The sequence below is a fragment of the Pseudomonas chlororaphis subsp. piscium genome, from assembly GCF_003850345.1.
Classification (GTDB): Bacteria; Pseudomonadota; Gammaproteobacteria; order Pseudomonadales; family Pseudomonadaceae; genus Aquipseudomonas; species Aquipseudomonas piscium.
The window spans coordinates 3352348-3375006 of the sequence record NZ_CP027707.1 but is presented as its reverse complement, the minus strand read 5'-3'; the positions used below and the strand labels follow the sequence as shown (position 1 = coordinate 3375006).

Sequence of the window (22659 nt, the reverse complement as noted above, 5' to 3'; positions counted from 1 at the left end):
TCGCGGAACGGTTCGAACCGCGCTCTTGTCGGTGCCTGTCTACAAGTTTTGCCGATCAATCGCCGGGGATGTCTTGCAGGTCGCGGATCATCTGTTCGATGACCTGTCCCGCATGTTCGCCATAGGCTGCGGCGTCCATGTCGATCCGCCCTGAAATATGCTCGGTGTGCTCATCCAGGGTGATTTCGAAAGCCACGCGGCAGGTATCGTTCGGCAATAACTGCAGGCTCATCCACTGGTTGTCGCCCAGGGCGATGCGGCTGCCTTCGCTGCGTGAGTTCCAGGCGTTGAACAGCTGGGGAAACGGCAGTTCGAAGCCGGCGGTGCGCGTAGACATGCCCTCGGGATACAAGGCTGCCGGTTCTATGTCCTGACGAGCCGCGGCATTGATCACCGCCCGCTGCACGCGCTTGATCACTGCCGCCAATGGTTCGCCGGGCTCATGCCGGGTACTGATCGGGATGGTATTGGACAACGGCCCCACCAGCGTCTGGGCCGCAGCTCCCGGGCGGTTGGCGAAGGGGACGCCGGTCACCACGGTGGCAACGCCGCTGACTGCACTGATTGCCCGTTGGTAGATGGCCAACAGCAGCACGAACGGCGTCACGCGCTGGGCCCTGGCATAGTCCAGAACCCTGCTGCGCGGCACGCTGGAGGTGAACTTCAGGCTCTGCATGCGCCCCATGCCGCCACTGCCTTTAGTGCGCAGTGCATCGAGCCCGTAGGGTCCCGTCCCCGGGTAGATCTCAAGCTGTTGCGCCGCGCTTACTGGCTGCTCCGGCAGGTGCTGCATCCGGCAATAGTCGTTCCAGGCGCTGCAAGATACCGGGGGCTGGTCCAGGTAATGCCGGGCGATATCCTCCAGCAGCAGGTCAATCGACGCGCCATCGCAGGTATAGATCCAGAAGCCGATCCAGATGTGCAGGCCAGCCTCGTCTACCGCCGAGGCGATGCGCAGCCCGGGTTCGGCGGCTTGCCTGGCCCGGTAGTCCAGGAAGCCCTGGTCGGTGACTGCGGCCTGCACCTTGCCCAATTGCTCGCGCAAGGCTTGGCGCAATGCCTGTTCGCTGGGGGCTCGGCCGACCAGTTGTTCTCCTTCGATGTCGAATCGGGCCGCCAGGATCGGATGCCGAGCCAGGGTCTGGGCCACGGCGTCGAATACTTGCTCCTGGCAACACTGCGCGCTGAAGTCCAGACGCAGCGCGCCAGAATAGGCGCGCCCTGTCTGGTCAAGCATCGCCCCGGTCCATTTTTCCCGCAGCCCCGCGACACTAGAAAGCGTCGTGAGGGGTCCCTTGAAGGGGGGAATCAGGTAGTTCTGATGCATGACGATAACCTACGGCTGGGGGCTCGATGGGGCCGGCTCGAGAGCCAGGGCATTGCGTCCGGCCCAGATCAGCAAGGCACCACCGATCATCGCCAGCGCCGACAGTGCGAAAGCGCTCACGAAACCATTGGCCGCGATGGTCGGCACTCCGCTGCTGTCGGAGACCGCCAGGGCCACGGCAGCCAGCAGGGTGACCCCGAACACCTGGAACAACTGCTGGATGGTGGTGGTGATACCCGACCCGGCACCGGCGTCCGCCTCGCTAAGGTCGCTGGTGGCCAACGACTGAGCGACCGGTGCGACACAACCGAAGCCGATGGAGGTGACCAGCATGGCCGGGAGCATTCCCAGCCAGTAGCTATGCAGAGGTACGCCTAAGGCGAACAATGCAAAACCCAGCGCCGAGGTTGCCAGGCCGACAACGGCGGCTGCCTGTGGGCTCCAGCGCTGCATGACGAACTGCGAAAGGAAGATGCCGGGGAAGAAACCCAGGCAGAAGGGCAGCCAGGCCAGGCCAGTCTGCATCGGGCTCAGGCCGAGGTAGTCTTGCAGCAACAGTACACCCAGGTAGAACAGGGCGCCGGAGGTCGCTGCCAGGATGGCCACGATGGCGTAGCCGGCCAGGCGGGGAGAGCGAGTCATCAGGCGTGCGGGAATAATGCCGTTTTCCGAGCGTTTGCAACGACGCAGTACCAGGGCGATACCCAGTAGGCCCAGCACCAGGAGCGCCACGCGCTGTCCAGGCAGGTGCTCGATGCCAGAGCCCATCACGGCCATGACGGTCGCGGCGACGGCAACCACCAGGATCAGTGCGTTGCCCAGGTCCAGAGGGGTGGAACCGCGGTGGGTGAACTTGGGAATCATCACCGTGCTAGCCAGGATCAGCAGCATGACGACCGGTACGTTGACCCCGAACACCCAGCGCCACGACAGATAATGCGTCAGTACGCCGGACAGCAGTACGCCGATGATCGAGCCCAGGCCGCCCAGTGCCGCCCAGATGCCAAACGCCTTGCCGCGCTCGGGGCCGGAGGGAAACAGCAGCGACACCATGGCCAGTCCGGTGGCCGAAGCCAGGGCTTCACCGACCCCTTGCCCGGCACGGCTGATGATCAGCACGGTGGCATCTTCGGCGAAGGTCGCCAGCAAGGAAAATGCGCCAAAAATCACTACGCCGACCTGGAAGGTGCGCCGCACCCCAAAGGCGTCGCCGATCCGCCCGCCCAGCAGCAACAGCGATCCGGCGGTGATGAGGTAGGCATTGACTACCCAGGTCAGGGACCCATCCGTGAGTCCCAGCTCGTGCTTGATCCGTGGCAGGGCCACGTTCACCACGGTGGCATCCAGCAGCAGTATCAGCTGGATGATCGAGATGACAGCCAGTGCCTGCCATCGTTTTTCATTGAGCGTTGCATTCGCGGGTGTGTGAGTCATGTTTATCCAATCCTTAGATTTAATGGGTGTCGGCCGGCGTCCGGCCGGCACCCGAGGCTTCTTTCTTGAGCGATCAGCCCATGGCGTTGACGTTGGCCAGGGCTAATGAGTTACGGATCATTTTGATCCCGTAGTCGGTACCAATGCTCTCGGGGTGAAACTGCACGCTTTCGATCGGCCGGGTACGGTGTCGCGCCGCCATGTTCACGCCATCGTCCGAGTAGGCCGTGGCCATTAGCGAGGTTGTCGTTCCCGGGTCGGTGATTGCCAGCGAGTGATAACGCACCACGGTGACGGCCGAGGGCACATCCTGGAAAATGCCCTGTCCGTCATGGTGGACCTGGGCGTACTTGCCATGTTCGGCGGTAGGCGCACGTGTGAGCTTCCAACCGAAATGTTCGCCAAGTGCCTGGTGCCCCAGGCAGACACCAAAGATAGCCTGCCGTTCATCCATCGCGCGAATTATCTGCGGGTAGCCATGGTCCTCGGGCGTGCCCGGACCGGGCCCCAGGACCAGTAACTGCGGTTGCCACTGTCGATACTGGGCGATGGGGTCGTCGTTGACGCGAACGACCCTGGTTTCTGCACCCGCGGCCGAGTAGTACTGCTCGATGACATGCACAAAGCTGTCGAAGGCGTCGATTAGCATCACTCTCATGCGCTGGCTCCCATCGCTCGGGAAAACGACTTGATCTTCGCTCCCGCCTCATTCCATTCATCCTCGGCCTGGGAGTCGGCGACGACTCCCGCGGCAGACTGCAAGACATAGCGCCCGGCATTGCCGACGATGGTACGGATCGTCAGGGCCAGCACCGCGCTGTTGGCCCCGGTGATGTAGCCCACGCAACCGGTGTACAGCCCGCGAGCGGTGCCTTCCAGCTCGGCGATGATTTCCATTGCCCGGACCTTGGGGGCTCCGGTCATGGTGCCCGCCGGGAAATTGGCCATGATCAGGTCCCAGACATCGCAGTTCTCGCGCACCCTGGTCTCCACTGTAGAGACCAGGTGCAGCAGGGACCCATAGGTGTCCTGCTGCATGAACGAGCTCACTTGCACGCCCCCGGGAACCGCGCAACGGGCCAGGTCGTTGCGCGCCAGATCCACCAGCATCAGGTGCTCGGCGGCTTCCTTGGGGATCCTGTCCAGCGGACTGCCGCGCTGGTCCTCCCGACTCATGGTCCCGGCGATCGGCCGGACCTGGGCCACACCGTCCTGGAGGCGGATCATCAGCTCCGGGCTGGATGACACGACGTGCAGGTCGGCAAGGTCCAGGTAGTACATGTAGGGCGCCGGATTGACCGACGCCAGGCGCTCGTAGAGCTCCACTGGGGCAATCGCCGCGTTGGAGACGGCCCGACGGCACAACTGCACCTGGTAGATGTCACCGGCGCGGATGTACTCCTTGGCCCGGGAAACGGCCGCGCAGAACGCCTCGCGATCGGTGACGTCCTCGACCACCGCGGCTTCCACGGCGACGCCAGGCAGTGGTGCCGCCGGCGGCTGGCGAAGCACCGCGAGCAGGGCTTCAAGGTCCGCTCCATCCTTGGTCCCGGCGTTGAGTACGTCGATCCGCGCCGGACCCTGGGGGTCTTCGTAGCGGACGATATGCCGGTAGACCCGCACCACCACCTCCGGTACATCCTGCTCGATGGCCATTCCCGGCAGATTTTCGACGAAGCGCGCGGCGCTGTAGCCCAGGGCCAGCACCAGGGGAAAACCTTCCGGCAGGGCCAGGGTCTGGGCTACCCGCCGCAGGCGTTCGCCCAGGCTCGACTGCGGGTTGTCCAGCAGCCGTTCGCAAGCGGTCAAGGCCCACTGGAAGGGCGCGCTGGCGGACAGCTGCCAGGTGCCATTGACCAGTTTGAGCTCCAATAGCAGGTCGATCATGAAGGTGGTCTGGTTGCCGTCGACCGGCAGGAAACCCGCGCCGGTCTCGAACAGCGCTGGACATGGATAGAGCCCCAGCAGGCCACGACGCACCTGGGCGACCGGTGCGGCATCGGCGACTTCGCGGTGCTCCACACGCCATATGGGGATGGGCTGTAATGAGCTCACAGGGCCGGCTCCCGTTGATCGCGGATACGTGCGTGCTTCCAGGAAATGTAGGCACCGGTCTCGGTCCTCGGATCCAGGCTCTGCTCCAGTTGCAGCTGGACCGAGGTGCCGAAATGGCCGGCCATCTGCTCCTGTACCTGGGCCACCGAACGCTCGCCGATACCCGCCACCATCGACACCTCGACATGGTCGCTGCCGTCGCTGGCGGTGCAGATCCTGACCTCGTAGCCAGAGACCCACTCGGCCGCCGTCAGCACCGCCGACTCGATGAGTGCCGGCAGTACCTGGCGACCGCCCAGGGTCATCACATCACTCACCCGGCCAAACACCCGCAGGCAACGAGAACGGTTGCCGCACCCGCACTCCTCGGCGGAGTGCAGGCGCGCCAGGTCGCCGGTGCGGTAGCGGATCAGCGGCTTGGCCCCGGGCACGAGCATCGTCAGGCACAGTTCGCCGATATCGCCCTCCATGCCGGGAACCGGAAGAATCTCCGCCAGATAGTTGGTCTCGGAGAAGTGCAGGTTGCCGTTGGCGCAGCCAGTGGCCACCGCATGGGCTTCCTGAGAGCCATACAGGCCATGGGTGCAATGGGCATTCCAGACCCGGGCGATATTGCTCAGCATCTGCGGCGTGCACAGTTCGCCCAGCACCATGATCTGGCCCACCGCGGTCTCGCGCGGGTCGGTCCCCTGGCTCACATAGAGGCGGGCCAGGGCCAGGGCCACGGCGGGGGAGCAGATCAGCGAACGGACGCCGAGGTCGTTGATCAACTGGGCGGCCTTGACCAGGCCGACCCGAGGGCTTTCCGGCCACAGCCGCACATAGGGAATGCCCAGGTTGCGGCAGACCTCGCCATAGGTATCGCCGAACGCATACAGCTCCGACGGCCCCATGATCGCGGTGAGGGCATCGGTGGTGCCGAATGTCGACTGGTACAGGTCGGCGACGGCCTTCTGCACATAGGCACCGCTGGTCTCCACATCGATCGCCGCCCGCGGGCAGGGGGTTGGCAACCCCGTGGTGCCGGTCGTCTCGTAGTACACCGCGATCTGGTCGAAAGGCAGGCTGCAGACCGAACGGCCGACTGCGCGCAGGTCTTCCTTGGTGGTGAAAGGTATGCCGTCCAGCGCCGGCAGCGCGCTGGGACCGCCCAGTTGCGAGCGCAGGTGCCTGGCATAGAACGTCGAGCGTTCCTGGACATAGCGCAAGACTTCCCGGGCCCGCAGTTGTCCCTTGGCCTCCAGTTCCTGTGGCGTGGTGCGTCCATCCAGGTAGGCGTCCACATCTTCCAGCCATTGCTGGTGCAGGTTGTCCTTGCTCATGGCTGGTTCCCCGCGTCCAGGCTGTTGGCGAACTCACTGATGGTCTCGGTGAGCATGAGGCTCTCCAGGGGAACGCTGATGGACAGCTGGGACTCGAGTTCGATCTTGATCTTCATCGCCGACAGCGAGTCGCCGCCCAGGTCGAAGAAGTTGTCCTCGGGAAGTACCACTGGCTCCTCGAGATGACTGGAGATCACCCGGATAACGGTGCGCAGGATGGTTTGCGGAGTCTTGCGAGTGGAGTCTTTCATGTCATTCCTCAGGGTTTCACGCAGGGCCAGTACATCCACCTTGCCGTTCTTCGACAGGGGCAATTGGGGCAGCTGCTGGACAGTCTTCGGCACCATGTAGGCGGGCAGGCGCAGGGTCAGGGCCTGGGTGATCGCAGGAGCCAGTTCGGGCTCGCCGACATAGACCAGGGCGATCTGTTTGGGATGCCCATCGGGACCGGGCAGGGCTACGGCACAGGCTCGCGAGACACCGGGGCAGGACTCGGCCACGCTCTCGATTTCACCCAGTTCGATGCGCAGGCCATTGAGCTTGATCTGGTTGTCGATGCGTCCCAGGATCTCGATTTCGCCGTTGGGCAGGTAGCGCCCGAGGTCGCCGGTGCGGTACATGCGTCGCCCGCTGCGCGGGTGCTGGACAAAGGCCTTGCGGGTCAGTTCCGGCTGGCCGATGTAGCCGCAGGCCAGGGAGACATCGCTTTCCACCAGCATTTCCCCGGGTACCCAATCCGGGCAATCGGTCCAGTCGCCCGCCACGATGTGATAGGCCGAGTTGCGCATGGGCGCGCCATAAATCACCGAACGCACCACTTGGCCTTCTTGCTCGTCGATCTCGTGCAGCACCGACCAGTTGGTGGTCTCGGTAGGGCCTCCGCAGGAGTACAGCCGTGCATTGGGGTACAGCGCCCTGGCTCGCGGCAGCAATGGCAGAGGGATCCAGTCGCCCGCCATGACGATGTCGGCCAGCGACTCCACCGCAGAGAAGCTGCGCGCGGTTTCCGCCACACTGCACAAGAGGTCCATGATGGCCGGCACGCAGGCCCAGAAGGTCACCCCGTGGCGACGCTGCAGTCGCAGCCAGGTATCGGGGTCCGGTCCTGCCGCCTGGGCAGGCACCACCACCGAGCCGCCGTGCAGCAGGGGGCCGAAGATATCGAAGACCGACATGTCGAAGTGCAGGGCGGCGGTGGCCAGGTGGCGAGTGGAGACATCCAGGCCAAAGCGCTGGACGACGTCATAGACGTGGTTGACCACAGCGGCCTCGGGAATCTCGACACCCTTGGGGTTGCCGGTGGAGCCGGAGGTGAAGATCACGTAGGGCGAGTAGTCCGCAGCCAGTGGCGCCCGGGCCAGGTCCGTATGCTGCCCGGCCCAGGCACGCAGGTCCTCATCCGTCAGCACCAGCCGCCGCACCTGCTCCGGCAACGGGGTATCGACACCGGCGATCACGGTGTTCACCCCGGCCTGGGACAGCACCGAGCGGATACGCTCGGACGGCAGGTCGATATCCACCGGCACATACCCGACACCGGCCAGCAGGCAGCCGTAGACAGCCGCATAGTGGCCGCTGCCCTTGGGCAGTACGATCCCGACAAAACGTTCACCGGGGTTGCGGGCTTGCTGGATCATCTCGCCGATCCGTGCCGCGGCCCGGCCGATTTCGCCCCAGCTGTAGCTGCCCTGGGCATCGAGGACCGCGGTTTCCCCGGCGCGATCGGCGATCCGTGCCAGCAGCAGGTCACGCAGGTGAACCTCAGGTACTGGCGCCTGGGTCGCGTTTACCCCGTGGCGTACTTCGATCTGCGCGGCAGGTCGCAGGTCGAGCCAGGTGCGTTGCCAGATCTCGCTGTCGTCGGCCAGTTGCTGCAGCAGGGTGCAGAACGCGCCGAACATCGACTCCACGACCTCAGGGCGAATGACCCCGGTGAGGTAGTCCCATTTGAAGTACAAGGTGCCCTCGGATTCGCGCAGTTGCACATCCAGGGTGACTTGAGGCGTTTGCGAGACCCCGTAGACCTCTTGCCCAAGACGCGCCGCATCATGGCGTCCCGGGTGCCCGAGCAGGCTGGTGAGGACGATCGGCATCAGCGGCGCACCGCCACTGCGACGGGCCCGGGCCAGCTCGCGCAGCACCTCGACACCGTTGAACAGCCGATGGTCCAGTGCCTGCCAGATGGCGCCTTGCAGCTGCTGGCCGCGAGCCTCGAGGGTATCGGCGGCCGCGGTTTCGTAAGGCACCAGCAAGGTATTGGTAAAGTCGCCGACGACCTGGTCGATATCGGCACTGACGGGCATCCGATCCGAGACCGGGAAGTTCAGGGTGAACCGATCTTCTTCGCTCCAGCAGCGCAGCACTTCACACAAGGCCAGCGCGACCACCCCGGATGGCGAGATATTGCGCGCCTGGGCCTGGGCCTGGAGCCGCTCCCAGGCAGCGACGGCGAGGGTGCCCTCGTGCCTCTCGAAACGCGACTGGCCGCTGAACTCTCCGGGCTCCAGCTGCGGCAAGCGCGGCGCCGCCGGCAGATGGTTGATCTTGTCCAGCCAGTATTCGCGGTCGGCCTGGTACTGGGCGCTCTTGAGTACTTTTTGCCGATAGGCGACGTAGTCATGGAAGCTGGTCTGGAGCACCGGCAGCTGTGGCTCATCTTCCAGGTAGAGATCGATCAGGTCGGGGATGATCACCTGGAAGATCGACCAGGCATCGGCGATCAGCATGTCGATGCACAGATGCACACGGCTGGTACTGGCGCTGAGGCGGCTGATGCGGAACTGGAACAGTGGCCATTGCGTGGTGCCGATTTCTTCGTTGGCCATGCGTTCGCGGACCCGGTCGATCTCCTGGTCGATCTGCGCCGCGTCCAGGGCGCTGAGATCGACGTACTCCACCGCCTGGGTACCGTCGACATCGCCGATGCTCTGGCGTCCGCTGGCATCGATGGTCATGCGCAGCATCGGATGGCGCTCGACCAGCAGCCCCACGGCACGGGTGAAGCGCTCGCGATCCAGGGCCTGCACTTCCCATTCGAAATAGCCCTGGCAGCCGACGCCGCCGTAGTCGTAGAACGAACCACGACCGATCCACAGCGCCTGTTGGCTTTCGTTGAGTTCGAACGGCAGCAGTTGCTGCTGCGCCGGTAGGTGCTCGAACTTCGGCAACTGGGTATCGCGCGAGGCATTGGCCAGGCGGACCAGGTTCGCCAGTACCGGCTCCTCGAGGAACGCGCCCATTTGCACATGGATGCCATGCTTGCAGGCCAATTCACCGACCATGCGCAAGGCGCGCAGGGAATCGCCGCCGGCGTCGAAGAAACTCGACTCCAGCGTCGCCTCTTCACAGAGCGTCCAGGCCAGCCAGCAATCGCGTACCGCGTGGTCTGCCTGGGTCTCTGGGGCGAAGACTGTCTGGCCCGCATCGCGCTCGATAGGGCCGACCTGCAGCGCGCTGTAGTCAACCTTGCCGTTGCGCCCCAGGGGCAGGGTGCCGGTCACGATCTGGCCGGGCTGGGCAGCCGGGTGCAGGCGCGCGGCCAGGTGCTTGCGAACCTTGGCCACCACCTCTGCGGCGTCCGGAGCCAGCTCCAGGAACAACGCCAGCGTCGCGCCCAGGTCGTTGCTCAAGCAGTTGGCCGCCGCCTTCACCACGCCCGGTACTTGCAGCGCGGTGATCTCCAGTTCAGTCAGGTCGACCCGATGTCCGCGGATCTTCACCACCGAATCGGTCCGCCCGAAGATTTCCACAGTGCCATCGGCGGCCATGCGCGCCCGATCGCCGGTGCTGTATTGCAATGGCGAAGTGGCGTCCAGGGTGTTGCCACGAAACGCCTTCTTCGTGTCCTCGGGGTTCACGTAGCCCACCGACAGCGTTTCGCCGGTGATGATCAGCTCACCGACACAACGGGCCGCAAGCTGCTGGCCGTGGCGGTCGACCACATACATCTGGGCGCCGGGTATCGCGCGTCCCACCGAGGGCAGCAAGGTGCGGCGTGGTGCGCACAGGTCCTCGATGGAAACCACCGCGGCCTCCGCGGAACCATAGACATTGATCACCCGGTAGCCGAGGTCGGCCGGCGGCCATTGCTTGCAGCGTTCGCCGGCGATCAGCATGGTGCGCAGGCCGGTCCGGATCCCGGTGGCCCACAGCGCTTCGGCGATGGAAGTCATGGCCAGCGTATGGTTCATGTCGCCTTCGAGCAGCCAGCGCGCCAGCAGGTTGACGTCCTGCAGCACCGGCGGGGCAGGGATGCAGACCGTGCCGCCGGCGCACAGTACCGGCAGCGGATCAACCTCGACCATCCCGTAGCCGGGCGAGGATAGCCATGAGCCGCGGCTATGCTCGCCCAGCCCGGCCTGATCGATAATGGCGTCCAGGGTAGCGGCCATCCCCCGATAGGACAGGCATACCGCCTTGGGCCGTCCGGTACTGCCGGAAGTGCCGGCGATAAAGCAGGCCTCGTTGGTGGTGTCGACCCACTTGCCGTGTTCCCAATCGACGTGGGTAGGGCGTAGCTGCACCTTGTCGATGTCCAGCAGCGGATAGGCCACCAAATCTTTCGCTCGCTCGGTGGTACTGCCTGCGGTCAACACCGCATGCGGACTGCACTCTTCGATAAAGGCCCGAATGCGTTCGTCAGGATGCGCCGGGTCGATCAGCACGCAGGTGCCCCCCATGCGTTGCACGGCGATGATCGAGGCCAGGTGTTGCCAGCCGCGCTCGAGGAACAGCGCCAGGCGCGGGCTCGAACGCCGGGAAGTGACGCGTTCGCGTATGTGCTGGACCAGTGCCTCGGAGGCGTCCCAGAGTTCGGCGTAGGTCAGGCTGCGGTCGCTGTTGTCATCGACTATCGCCACCGCCGATGGCTTGCTCTGTACATGCCGGTAGATGCGCTCCACCAGGAACTGGCGCGGGCCGGCTTCGGCCGGGGCAGGGCAGGCGGGCTGGATAGTGGAAGCCGGCAGGGCCTTGGGATCAAGTAATCGGGCGCAAGCGAAGGCCACCAGTTCAAGCAACTCCAGGCGTACGGCCCGGGTCATGCGATCGCTGCGTACCGACAGTTGGCAACGGCCGTCCTGCACCAGCAGCCAGACCGGCGATTGCGCCGCTGGCAGGCTCTTGCCATCGCTGATCTCGATATCGGCACGCAATTGCGTCTCGCCATGGGGCGCTTCGGCATGGTCGCGCAACTGCGCGATATAGGCCCGGGCGTCTTCTGCAAGGTTCAACGCCGTGCAATCGACGCCGAGCTGCGACGGCTTGCCGTCGTCATGGATTCCCAGGATTAGCCTGCCTTCCGGGCTGAGCAGGGAGCCCAGGACCGCGGCGACCGTAATCAGGTCGTTCATGCTGGCCGCCAGGCCAGGGGGCAGGGCAATGTCTTCCTGGTCCCGCGTGCTGTCGGCTGATGGTCCGGCCGCCGGGCACGCGAACGCGTCCCACAGGCTGCGCTCGTTGCCTGACAGCGATTGTGGCTCGGGGGGTACTGATGTCATGTCGTCCCTCATTTTGTTCATGCCTTCCCTGTTGTCACGCTGTGGTTTTGTTCTCGATCTGGTGAATGGCCCCGATCTGCTCCGCCAGCACCGAGGCAGCCTGAAGCACGGCTTCACGCTCCTGGTCGGCGAGTGTCGAGGCATCGACTGCGATGAAGCGTTTGCTGCCCTTGGCCGCGGTGTTCCAGGTGGCGACAGCCCGGCCACCGATGAGCACCACCGGCCGTCCGTTACCGGCCGCGTCGTAGCCACCGACACGTTCCAACTCAAGGCAGTTGCGCTGTCTGGAGCCGGGCGCATAGCCCATTACCAGGGGATCCCAGGCCGGCAGGAAGCGGATCTGCGCCGTCGTGGGGGCCTTGGCGCGTTCGAGGAACTGCTCAAGGCGCGCCAGGCCGGCCTGGCTGTGCCACATCTGGTTTCCGACCTGGCTGGCTCCGCAGGCTTGAAGCAGCCCGCGCGCGGTTTCCTTTGAAACCCCGAGCCACCAGGCCAGGTCGTCGACCGTGACCGGTCCGTAGTGTTCGACGTAGCGCCCGGCGATATCGCGCAGTAGCGAATCGCGGTCCAGTGGCACGCCGTCGCCGGGTAGCAGCCCATCGGGTGCGGCCGAGTACAGCCAGCGGTTGGACCATTGGTTGGCCGCCGATATACGCACCAATGCGCCGTCATAGGCGGCAACCGAGGTCACTGCACGCGCCTGGGGTGCCGGCAGGTCGAGGGCGCTGCCGATGTCCTGCAGGCGTACCGAGACACCATTGCTGAAGGCGACCAGCGCCGGTAGCAGTCGCCGGTAATCGTCCAGGCCAAGCCCTACGTCCCGCAGGCGCCATTCGTGGTTGGCCAGCGGCAGGCGTGTGGCGGCAAAGACCTTGGCCGCCAGCTCGCCGGGCAGCAGGAACTTGGAGCGCCGCATGCCCGGGATACGCAGCAGGTCGCTGAGGTTTTCCATGGCCAGTACGGTCTTGCGATCGAGGTTGCGATTGCGCGCCATGACCGCCAGCCAACTGGTAGGCCGGGCCGAATAGACGCCGACATAGGCCTGTGCAATCTGTGCCACCGTTGCATCCGCCAGGCGCTCGAAGTGTTCCGACACTATCCATTCCCGCAGGTGGGTGTCGGTGAGGCCATTGCAGGCAGTTCTAATGCTCATAAGGTTCTCGATAGCTGTTGGGCTGCGCAGTTCAGTCGCCGACGACATCGAAGTTGCAGCTGCGAGCGGCCTCGAGCTGGTACATGTCGGACTTGGCCGGGACGAAGAACTTGCCGTCGTTGCCCTCGCGATGGCGCTCCCCTGGTACCGAAACCTGCAGTACCGGCTGCCCTGTGAGTCGTTCGTGGTCGCGCATCAGGCGGGTCATGGAAACCATGCGATCGAGCATCCGGCGCAGCATCTCCATACCTTCCTTGTCGCCCAGGACCTCGCCTTTCTTGTCGCCCACGAGCATGGCCGGGAAGCCGTAGCCGACCATGATCATGCGGTTCAGCAAGGCGCACTGGAGCATCTGGTTGTAGACCTCCACATGGCCCATGCGCCGGCCGGTCACCATGACCCCGGCCACCTTGTTGGTGAGGGTGCGATCGTGGCGCAGGAACCCGGTCCCGACACGCTCCAGGAATGCCGACATCAAGGGCGTTGCGCCAAAGCCATGGACGGCACAGGCGAAGATCACGCCATCGCTGGCTTCCATGAGTTGCACCGCACGCGCGGCGTCATCCTTCTGCACGCAGGGCTCGTTGCGAAAATTGCAATCGCCGCAGGCCCCGCAGGGGTCGATCTTGGCGCTGGCCAGTGAAAAAACCTCGAGAATGACATCCTGTTTTTCCAGGTACTCGGCCGCCCACTCCAGCGCCCTGGCATTGTTGCCATCCACCCGTTCCGAGCCATTGATGGCGACATACTTGATCTTGTCCGTCATGGTTCCTCTCTCTCCTTAGAGTTTGCGTATTTGCGGGCACGACGATCGCCGGACCGTCGTGCCATGCCTCCAGCAGTGCCAGAGACTGCTTCAGATTGCCAGGTAGTCAGCGATCGGATACTTCACGCACAGCGCCTCGGCTTCCGCACAGAATTGCTTGCGCAGGGCCGGGTCCAGGGTGAACTCGCTCTCGCCGAGCGGAGTCACCTCGTCCAGGATCCGGCAGAGCAGGTCGACGATCTGCCGGCATCCCTGCGCGTCGACATGGCGCTGGGCGAGGGCGCCGGTACCGATGCGCAGGCCGCTGGTGACGAAGGACGAACGTGTTTCGCCGGGCACACGGTTCTTGTTGACGACGATTCCGCAGTGCTCCAGCGCGGTCTCGGCGATAGCGCCGGTCATCGCGGCACGCAAGCGAATCAGGATGGTGTGGTTTTCGCTGCGACCGCCTACCACCTCATAGTCCCGGGCCTGGAATTCGCTGGCCATCACATCGGCCGCGTCGCGGATGCGTTGCATCTCGGCATCGAATTCCGGGGTCATGGCGTAACCCAGTGCTGCGGCCTTGGCGGCCATCATGTTGACGGCCGGCGCGCCTTGCATCCTGGGGAACACCGCCAGTTCGAGCACCCGGCTGAAGGTCGCATCGCGGCCGGGGACTTTTTCATTGGCGTCACGGCCCGAGAGAATCAGGCCGCCACGGGGGCCTACGAGCTGCTTGTGGGTGCAGGTGGTGGTGACGTGCGCGGCGTCGATCGGGCTCGGATGACGCCCGGTCGCCACCAGGCCGGCGATATGCGAGATGTCGGCCATCAGGATGGCACCGGCTTCATCGGCGATCTGCCGGAAGCGCTCGAAGTCCACGACCCTGGAGTAGGCCGTGGCACCGCAGATGATCAGTCGTGGCCGATGCTCCAGGGCCAGCCTGCGGACTTCGTCGTAGTCGATCAGGCCTTCCTTGGTGGTGCCATAGCCGATGGCCTTGTAGTAAGTGCCCGAGAAGGTCACGGGGCTGCCATGGGTCAGGTGGCCACCGTTATCCAGGGCCATGCCCAGTAGCGTGTCGCCTGGTTCGAGCAGGGCGGCGAGCACCTGGTAGTTGGCGCTGGAGGCCGAGTGCGACTGGACACCGGCATATTGCGCACCGAACAGCTCCCGGGCACGCTGGATCGCCAGGGACTCGACCAGGTCCACGTTCTCGCAGCCGGCGTGATAGCGGCGTCCGGGAACACCTTCGGCGGTGACATTGACCAGCGCGGAGGACGAAGCCGCCAGGGTGCGGGGCTTGACCGCGCAGCAAGAGGCGACCAGCGAGAGGGTGCGTTGCTGGCGAGCGACCTCGGCGTCGAGGATCCGCGCCAGTTCGGCATCATGTTCCTGAAGATCGGCCAGGCCACGCTTGAGCAGATCGGCCTGGGTAAGAAGCGGTTGATGATTGACTGTCATTACTTGTTATCCCTTCCTTTGGTGTTGTGTGCTGCGAACGACAGCACGGTTTCCTCGACCTCGTGCGCATGGGTGCGCACGAAGTAATGCCCGCCACCTGCCAGGGTTGCCGCTTGGGTGACGTCGATGAACTTGCTCCATTGCTCCAGTACGACTTCGGGCTCGGCGGTAGCCGGATCCTCATCGCCCAGCAGTACCAAGGCCGGTACGCCATGTGCCGGGTGCTGCGCCAGGTAGCGATAGGCCTCGCAGGCGATCAGATGGTCTCTTCGGCCGCGAGCCAGCATGCTCTCGACCTGGGTGTCGAGCAGTCCGGTGAAGGCCCCCAGGGAGCGCAGGTAGTCGGTCCAGGTCTGGTCCGAAGTGATTTCGGCGGCGCCAATCGCGGCATCTGCATCCAGCACCGGGCGCGAGGCTGCAACCACCAGTGACAGCCTTTCGTGGCTATCGGCCATGCTCGAGGCAATGCACGCTGCGGTAGCCGCGCCGGCGCAGTGGCCGTAGATCATCAGGTGGGCGGCGCCGATCTCGTCGATCTCGGTAGCAAGGGTGTCGAGCAGGGCACGGAAGTCCAAGGCGTCCTCGACCTCGAAGTCACCGAAATCCACGCCGAAAACCTGTACCTCCTGGTTGCCTTGAAACAGGTTGCGGTAGGCCGTGGCGTCTCCACCCCCGAAAGGAACTGCAATCACCGCGGTCGAACCTGCGGCGGCTTGCGCATCGCCAAAGCAGACCAGGCGGGCGGTTTGTCGAGTGGCTTCGCAGAGGATGCGCCGGGCCAGGTCGGCTGCCGTCGGGTGCTCGAAAAGCGTCACGATGGGCAGGTTGCAGGACAGGCGCGACATCACGCGAATCGCGTCGAAGGAGTCGCCGCCGAGGTTGAAGAAATTGTCTGCATGGCCGACATGCGGCAGCTTGAGCACCTCGGCAAACGTGGCAGAGACGCGAGCCACTTCATCGGCGAGGGCTTGTTCATCGAACTGGATGTTTTCAGTCATTCCATTCACTCCTATCCATAAGTACATCAGCGAGTTCATTGAGCAGGTTGGTGGCTGCACTGGCGTTGCAAAACGGCCCCTCGATCTCCAGGAGCAGTTGCGAAGCACCTGTGCGGCGTATTTCGATTCCCACCGGGAAAGTTGCACTCATCACCTGTGAGGCCGGGATGCCGCGCCGGCCCGCGCCGTTGATGAACAGCTCGGACGCTCGGCAGCAGGCCAGCGCCTGACGCGCCGCCGGACAGCGACGAGCACGTGCCTCAAGGCTGGTTTGCCCGGGGAGTGGTTGTGTTCCAGGGCCGGCGAAGGAGAGCGGGACAAGGCCCGTCATCATGCCGATGGCATCCTGCTGGTGAGCCGGGCGCCAGTTGTGCGACGAACACAGGGTGTCGCCCTCGGCGATGACATCGGCCCGCTGCAGGCAGGCCAGGAGTGTCGCCATGGGGGGCTTGTCGACATTGATCGTGGCGATGTCCAGGGTGCGTTGCAGACTCATTCGCGGCCCTTGGGCGTTGAAGGCCAGGCGCCCGGTTTGCAGCAGGCGCACAGGCGCCATCGGTTGCGCAACAGCTGTGCGCAGCCCGCCGTCATCCTGTGCGTGCAGTACTTGGGCCTGGACGTAATCCTCATAGAACCCACGCCCTCGACGCATCTGCGCCAGGGCCGAGTCAAGGTCAGCGGATTGCGCTGATTGCAGCAGGCGCGCCAGAACCTCGAGGCTATGTTCGTCGGCCAACCCATGATGGATCGAGAGGAGACAGTGCCATCCGGTGCCAGTGGCCAGGCTGCCAGCGGCAAATAGCGCAGTGCCGGATCTGACAGCCAGCTGGGCCTTGCGCAAGGCCTCGGCAGCGCTGCTCCCGCGAACATCGAGCACTTCAAGATAACGGCCCAGCTCCTCACCCCATCCAGCGCTCACCAGCTGACGCAAGAGTCCGAGATCCGGGTCGGTCCCGTCCTTGAGGGGTATGACAGTGGAAACTTCCTGGGCGACCCCGATGTAGAAGCCCTGGGCGACCATGGCCTTGGCCTCGACGCTGAGCCTGGCGTCGGCAAGCGCCTGCATCATGCCCATCCGTTCGACTGATTCTGTGGCCGGGCCTTGAGCTGTTGTTTTTGACATGTCCGATCCTCGGCACGCAGGCATCTTCCGGCGGCGATTTCGATCCATTGGAGAACGCATTTCCGGGTGCCCGCACCCCTCCCGTCCAGCAGGAAGGCCATAGGGCGCGCACAGTTTTTGTACGACAGCCTTAGTCGGTCATATCGTAAAAATGCGTCGGTTTTTTACTTGTCTCGAGCGAGCCGATCAGCTTCTAAGGCGCGCGCAAAGGAGGGAGCCTTATGGGATGTCGGGCAGGGTTGCGAGGGGGTGAGAATCGTTGCTTGCAGCATTTCGCTCATGGGCTGAGGTGCTGAAGGCGGGGGTTGCGAGGGGGGCTGGCAGGTTCCGGACAACAATATCGGCAAACAAAAACATTAAGCCATTCCTTAGCTTTGGTAGGAAAAATGTCGCCTCGTGAGCGATCTAAATAAAGCATCCTCTGACACGGCTCCAGGTTCATCCTGATGGAGCCAGGGAAAACCCCTGCGCGTCATAGGGGAAAACCTTAGTAGGAAATATCGTAAGTGCAAGTAAGTTTTTTCCGATTTTTAAAAAAAATTATCGGACCGCTCCAGGCTGCGGTTCAGCAGTGAAAAACAGGGTGAGCCGGCCATCAGCGCGGGAGTCGTGGAAGGGGTCAAAGCAGGAGGTGCTACGGTCGAGTAACAGGCCGCAGCACCAGGGGAGGGGAGAGATAGAGGGAAGTGGGGGGCTCAGCAGTGAATGTGTTCAGCCGCATGCATGGCCAGGTAGGCATCGAGCTTCTTGTCGTTCAAACCCAGGGTATTGAGAATTTGCGCCATGAAGCTGACAGGAGCGCTACCAGGCGCGGTGACCACACCCTGGTCGGCAACGGCATAGGGCACATCCTGGTAATAATCCGCTCCGCGATAATGCACCTGCTTCAGGTTCTCAGCGGAATTGGACGTATGCTGCACGTGATCCAGTACTCCAGCCTGGGCCAGGACGCGGGTGCCGTCACAGATGCCTGCAACGACGATTTTCCTGGCGTGGGCCGCACGAACCAGCGCCTCGATTGCGGGTGCCTTGTCTGTTTTCCAGACAGGGCCTCCCGTCACGATCAGCAAGTCGACATCTTCCAGCGCGATGGCTTCGATGGCCAGGTTCGGGATGACGGTCATTCCTCCGGATGAGATCACTTGCTTGCCACCGGGGGCCGCGAAACGAGTGTCGAAGCCATAGTAGGCTCGCCCCGTGGAGTTGATGAGTGCGGGTTCCCAGTCGGAGAAATTCTCGGTGAGAATAGTAACGGCACGTACCATTTGAGTGTCCTTCTCAAGTATCCATGATGATCGGCAGCAATTATCCAGGATGGTTGTCCTGGCGGATATTGCCATCGAGTGTTGACGCTGGCGGAGCCAGTGAATGATGGGGTTGAGTATTGGCAGGATGCATCTTGTTCGACAATGACGGTGGTCAAAGGGTCGTCAGGTCGATGACCAGGGTGATCAGGCCTTGGTCCAGCGCTTGTCGCGAACCCTCGGTGGCCTCCGGCAGGATGCTGCGATTTGTTTCCTGCATCGAAACAGCAGTACAGTAAAACGCTCGCAGCATCCGTTCATGTGCTGAAGCAGCATGCGTTAGCTGCGAGGAGTCTGCAGGGCATGATAACCATAGTCAGCCCGGGCCTGACGCAACGGAATGCCGGCGTCGATGGCTGCGCGAATCTGTTCTTCGGCCTGATGGATTTCCTCGGCCACCGTCAACACCTGGGTTAGTTGCCGGGCAGGAATAACCACCAGGCCATCGCCATCGCCTCGTAGCCAATCGTCTGGCTGCACCCGCACTCCACCCAGCGTCACCGGTTCCTGAATAGCTTCGACGCGCACTCGATCCTTGCCGGTGCGCATCCAGTTGCCCCGGGAAAAAATCGGATAATTGAGTTCCAGCGCTCGATCGACATCGCGACAGATTCCGTCGATCACCGTGCCTGCCAATTTTTTCGAGCGGCGGTGGACGTCAACAGGTCACCCCACACAGTGGTGTCGAGCCGGGCCTGATTGTCGATCACAACCACTTGGCCTTCCTCCAGATCGTCGATGTAGTCACCAACCGACCCTCCGTCAAGGCCTATGGGGCCGTAGCGCAAGGTCCAAGCTTTGCCCGTCAGGTTGAATGTGCGGTCCAGGGGCTTGATGTCGGCGCACTGGCAAATGATTTTCAGGCGGTCCATTGCATCGCTCAGGTCGGTGCAACTCAAGGCTTTCAGGCGTTCGTGAATAGACGTTTGCATGATGAGGGCTTCCTGTTGTCCTGTGGGATCAGCGTGCCGTAGCACCGGTGCTGAAAGCGTGGATTTTGTCGACGATTTGCCGTGAAGCCGCCCTGATCGCCGTCGCGGTGTTGCCCGCGATATGCGGCGTCAACTGCGCGTTGGCGATACCCACCAAGGGCGAATTGAAGCGGTCTTTTTCATGGGTGAAGGTATCAATGGCGACGGCCTTTATATGCCTGGGATACTGGCTCATGAACGTTGCCAACTGATCCTCGTCGACGATGCCACCGCGTGCGGTATTGATCAGGATCGAACCTTGGCGCATCTGGCTGAACGCGGCACTGCCGAACAGGCCCCGGGTGAGCGGAGTGAGAGGCGTATGGATGGAGACGATGTCGGACTCGCCTAGCAGTTGCTCGAGTGTTTGCCGTCGTTCAAGTCCAAGGTTCCGCGCCGCCTGTTCCGTGAAGCGCTCGGAGCCGGTGGCGATGACCTTTATGCCCAGTGCTTCGGCCTTGCGAGCCACCTCCCGGGCAATGCCGCCGGTACCCACCAGCCCGAGGGTGAGCTCGGTGAACTCCGGACCGGGAGCCAGGGTGCCTTTGGACCAATGGCCTTTGTGAGTTTCGCGGTTGTAGTGGCCGAGGTCCCTGGATAAAAACAGCGCCTGGGCCACCACGTATTCGGCGACAGCTGTGGCGTTGGAGCCAGGCGTGTTCAATACCGTCACGCCACACCGGGCTGCTTCCTGTCGGTCGATATGGTTAAGGCCTACACCTGCCTGGGCGATAGCTTGCAGAGGGGTTGCCAGGTGCGGTGATGCGCTGGCTCTGATCAGTTCGCCATCGAGGGGGATGTTCAAGCGCGTCTTGAACACGCTGTAACCACCGGCCTCGGTCACCGCGGCGATGAAGGCCGGTTTGTCGTGACAGTTGATCTCGCGGTATTGAATGCGTTCGCCGTAGTGTTTCTTGATGCTGTCCTTATCGGTGAAATAGTGAAGGTTCAGGGTGACGGCCAGGCCAAGTTCAAGGAATCGGTTGATTTCCTCGAACAGCAGCGGCGGGGCGGGGGCGTCCAGTACCAGGGTGGTAAATGCCATGCATGTGATCCTCTTGAAGGGCGCCTGCGCCGACCGATACCACAGGTTGCCCTGGATATCGGTCGGTGACTTACCATATGAAGTGACTGGCACTGGCAGGATCGAACAGAATTAGCGGTTCGCCGACACAACGCCCCCCTTGGCAGTACCGAAAATCGGTCGTCCGCCGCTTTTTTGATCCTTGAAGCAGGGAAGGGTGTGGAACCTCCTGACGCTGCTGAACCGCTTATTAAGGACAAGTGCGCAGGCTGTTCGGCATTACTCGCGTTATGCCTTAAGATAGCCGGTTGCCGAAAGAACCGTCATGGCCATAGCCATGAAGGGCTTTCATCCTTTACAAATAAGTGTGGTGAAGATGAACAAGCCTTTCATTTCGCTGTGCCCTGAAATTACTCGGGCACATGCGCTGACGTTGAAGGATTGGTTGGAGGATGAGCGCGTCACTTGCTATCTGAGCGATTCACGTGACGTTTCCCGCTCCATCGAGCAAGTCATTGATCGGACTCAATTACCGATCCTGACCCATCTATTCAACCGGGGTGGCCGATTCTTCATGGCCTATGACCGGCATGACGCCCCGGTGGGCTTTGTCCGTCTCATCAAGACCGGCTCGAATTGCGAAATAGTCCTGGTCATCGGAGACAGCGACAAATGGGGGCGAAACCTTGGCGCCCGCACGATCCGCGAAGGCATGAAACTGGCCTTCCTCGACATGCGGGCCGAGAAGCTCATCGCGAAGATCCACCCGGACAACGCGCGCTCGCTGAAAGCCTTTCTGCGCAGCGGCTTTCTGCTTGAGAGCGAAACGCCGACGTTGAAGTCATTTTCCATGACGGCGGGGCGCTATCTCCAGTTCTTGCGCGAAGGTGCCGTTGGCGACTCCACGGGGATCTACATCACTGAAATCGACAAGGCCAGGCTCGAGAGTCTGATCGCGCTTGAGCAAGGCCCGGCCGTTGTTGAACTCGAACATGAGCTTGAGCGAGCCATTGTCGTCAAGCCGCAGCAGGTGGCGCGCAATGTTGTCACGATGAACTCCAGGGCCTTGCTGCAGTTGGACGACGAAGAGATCGAAGTGGCCTTGGTCTACCCTGACGACGCGGACAGCAGCGCCGGGAAGCATTCCGTGTGTTCCAACATCGGCGCTGCCATCCTGGGCTATCAGGAGGGGGACACCATCGACTGGCGAATTTCCGATCGGACCCGCCGGATTGAGATCAGGAAAGTGCTTTACCAGCCGGAGGCCGCGGGCGATTTCCACCTGTAATTGCGCCTTTAGCTCAGAGATGAACAAATAGCGGTACGGCAGTTTCATTGGTTTGCCGTTACGCAGGGGGCGCCGTTCGTCCTGGATATAGCGCTCATAGACCTCATACACCTGCGCAGAAATACCTAGATGCTGACATAGGTGTGCTGAGAACCCTGATTAATATCCGTGGTGTAGAGCTTCAGAAGCTCTCCACGACGGATGCCAGTCTCCAGCAATTCAATCATTAGCCAATTGCGTAACTGAAGGCGCTCCGGAAACGGATTCTCCGCGGCGCCTGGGCGAATCAGTGCGCGGACGAGCGTTGATGATATGGCTCTCAAAGCGCCGCTCAATGACGTCGGAGACATCTGCAAATACAACCTCGAGTTAGCCTGGGTGGTTGAGTTCTGACGGGCACGCGGGATGTAACGAGTAACACACCAGGACAGGTACTGCTTGAGCAACCGCAGGTTCTGGTCCCGGGTACGCGAAGTCTTACGAAGCACATGAACATATCTGGCGTAGTACATGATTTAACAAGTGGGCGATGTCAGATCTTAGCCTCGCCGCCCAAACCGCTGACGATCCCAATCCAGAGGATGGGGTGGTGGTGGTTTTCAAAAGCCTGGCGGGAAACCGTAGGGTCGCGTCGCCGGCCTTCTTCACATCGACGTGGTGAATCTCCAGCGACCAGGCCATGGCTCAGGCGCTCGCGCGGGCGGCCACGGCGCCGCTTAGGGTGTCGATCAGCGCGTCGATGCTCGACAGCGAGTTGAGCTGTTCTACCGGTACCTTGATGCGCAGCTCGCGCATGGCGTCGGAGACGATGGTGATGATGTCCAGGCTGCTGGCGCCGAGGTGGTCGAAGCGCAGCTGGGTGTCGATCGGGCCGAGGTCGAGGAAGGCCAGGGCGGCCTCGGTATGGCGCAGGACTACTTCGCGAACCGTCTCGTGGATATCGTGCATTG

The 22659-nt window shown here is 62.9% G+C and carries 15 protein-coding genes and 1 pseudogene; 1 reads left to right on the top strand and 15 read right to left on the bottom strand.

Features of this window, described 5'->3' with window-relative positions:
• Positions 1-55: 55 nt before the first annotated feature.
• The 14 genes and pseudogenes from C4K38_RS15630 to C4K38_RS15565 form a co-directional block, all read right to left on the bottom strand.
• Positions 56-1237, bottom strand: coding sequence for a condensation domain-containing protein (locus C4K38_RS15630; protein ID WP_231998537.1), 1182 nt, complete (start codon positions 1235-1237; stop codon positions 56-58).
• Between the two features lie 99 nt (positions 1238-1336).
• Positions 1337-2761, bottom strand: a complete 1425-nt coding sequence (locus C4K38_RS15625; protein WP_053279156.1) for an MFS transporter — start codon at positions 2759-2761, stop codon at positions 1337-1339.
• Between the two features lie 73 nt (positions 2762-2834).
• Positions 2835-3419: an aminodeoxychorismate/anthranilate synthase component II gene (locus C4K38_RS15620; RefSeq protein WP_053279155.1), complete on the bottom strand. Its 585-nt coding sequence runs from the start codon at positions 3417-3419 to the stop codon at positions 2835-2837.
• Positions 3416-4816 (bottom strand): anthranilate synthase component I family protein, encoded by a 1401-nt coding sequence (locus C4K38_RS15615; RefSeq protein ID WP_053279154.1) that lies wholly within the window; start codon positions 4814-4816, stop codon positions 3416-3418. Before C4K38_RS15615 ends, C4K38_RS15620 begins: the two co-directional genes overlap by 4 nt.
• Positions 4813-6138, bottom strand: coding sequence for a phenylacetate--CoA ligase family protein (locus tag C4K38_RS15610; protein WP_053279153.1), 1326 nt, complete (start codon positions 6136-6138; stop codon positions 4813-4815). The genes C4K38_RS15615 and C4K38_RS15610 overlap by 4 nt, the downstream gene beginning before the upstream one ends.
• The gene (locus tag C4K38_RS15605; protein WP_231998538.1) at positions 6135-11636 is read right to left on the bottom strand and encodes a non-ribosomal peptide synthetase; all 5502 of its coding nucleotides are present in this window, start codon (positions 11634-11636) and stop codon (positions 6135-6137) included. Before C4K38_RS15605 ends, C4K38_RS15610 begins: the two co-directional genes overlap by 4 nt.
• 34 nt (positions 11637-11670) lie before the next feature.
• Positions 11671-12789, bottom strand: a complete 1119-nt coding sequence (locus C4K38_RS15600) for a DNA glycosylase AlkZ-like family protein (RefSeq protein WP_053279151.1) — start codon at positions 12787-12789, stop codon at positions 11671-11673.
• Between the two features lie 31 nt (positions 12790-12820).
• The gene (locus C4K38_RS15595; protein ID WP_053279150.1) at positions 12821-13555 is read right to left on the bottom strand and encodes a flavodoxin family protein; all 735 of its coding nucleotides are present in this window, start codon (positions 13553-13555) and stop codon (positions 12821-12823) included.
• A gap of 90 nt (positions 13556-13645) precedes the next feature.
• On the bottom strand, positions 13646-15001 hold the full coding sequence (locus tag C4K38_RS15590; RefSeq protein WP_053279149.1) for a serine hydroxymethyltransferase: 1356 nt from the start codon (positions 14999-15001) through the stop codon (positions 13646-13648).
• On the bottom strand, positions 15001-15999 hold the full coding sequence (locus tag C4K38_RS15585; protein ID WP_053279148.1) for an alpha/beta fold hydrolase: 999 nt from the start codon (positions 15997-15999) through the stop codon (positions 15001-15003). The genes C4K38_RS15590 and C4K38_RS15585 overlap by 1 nt, the downstream gene beginning before the upstream one ends.
• Entirely contained in the window at positions 15992-17122 is a 1131-nt protein-coding gene (locus C4K38_RS15580) for a condensation domain-containing protein (protein WP_164487007.1), read from the bottom strand. The genes C4K38_RS15585 and C4K38_RS15580 overlap by 8 nt, the downstream gene beginning before the upstream one ends.
• Before the next feature lie 695 nt (positions 17123-17817).
• Positions 17818-18387 carry a type 1 glutamine amidotransferase family protein gene (locus C4K38_RS15575; RefSeq protein WP_053279146.1) on the bottom strand — a complete coding sequence of 190 codons (570 nt, stop codon included), beginning with the start codon at positions 18385-18387 and terminating at the stop codon, positions 17818-17820.
• A 318-nt stretch (positions 18388-18705) separates the two neighbouring features.
• Positions 18706-19298 (bottom strand): annotated as a pseudogene (locus C4K38_RS15570) (RraA family protein).
• An 88-nt stretch (positions 19299-19386) separates the two neighbouring features.
• Positions 19387-20442, bottom strand: coding sequence for an NAD(P)-dependent oxidoreductase (locus tag C4K38_RS15565; RefSeq protein ID WP_053279145.1), 1056 nt, complete (start codon positions 20440-20442; stop codon positions 19387-19389).
• Between the two features lie 304 nt (positions 20443-20746).
• Here C4K38_RS15565 and C4K38_RS15560 point away from each other — a divergent pair, with 304 nt between their 5' ends.
• Complete coding sequence (locus C4K38_RS15560; protein WP_053279144.1) at positions 20747-21709, top strand: bifunctional GNAT family N-acetyltransferase/nucleoside diphosphate kinase regulator; 963 nt, start codon at positions 20747-20749, stop codon at positions 21707-21709.
• 684 nt (positions 21710-22393) lie between these two features.
• Here C4K38_RS15560 and C4K38_RS32305 read toward each other — a convergent pair.
• Positions 22394-22657, bottom strand: coding sequence for an acyl carrier protein (locus tag C4K38_RS32305; protein ID WP_053279143.1), 264 nt, complete (start codon positions 22655-22657; stop codon positions 22394-22396).
• Positions 22658-22659 lie beyond the last annotated feature (2 nt).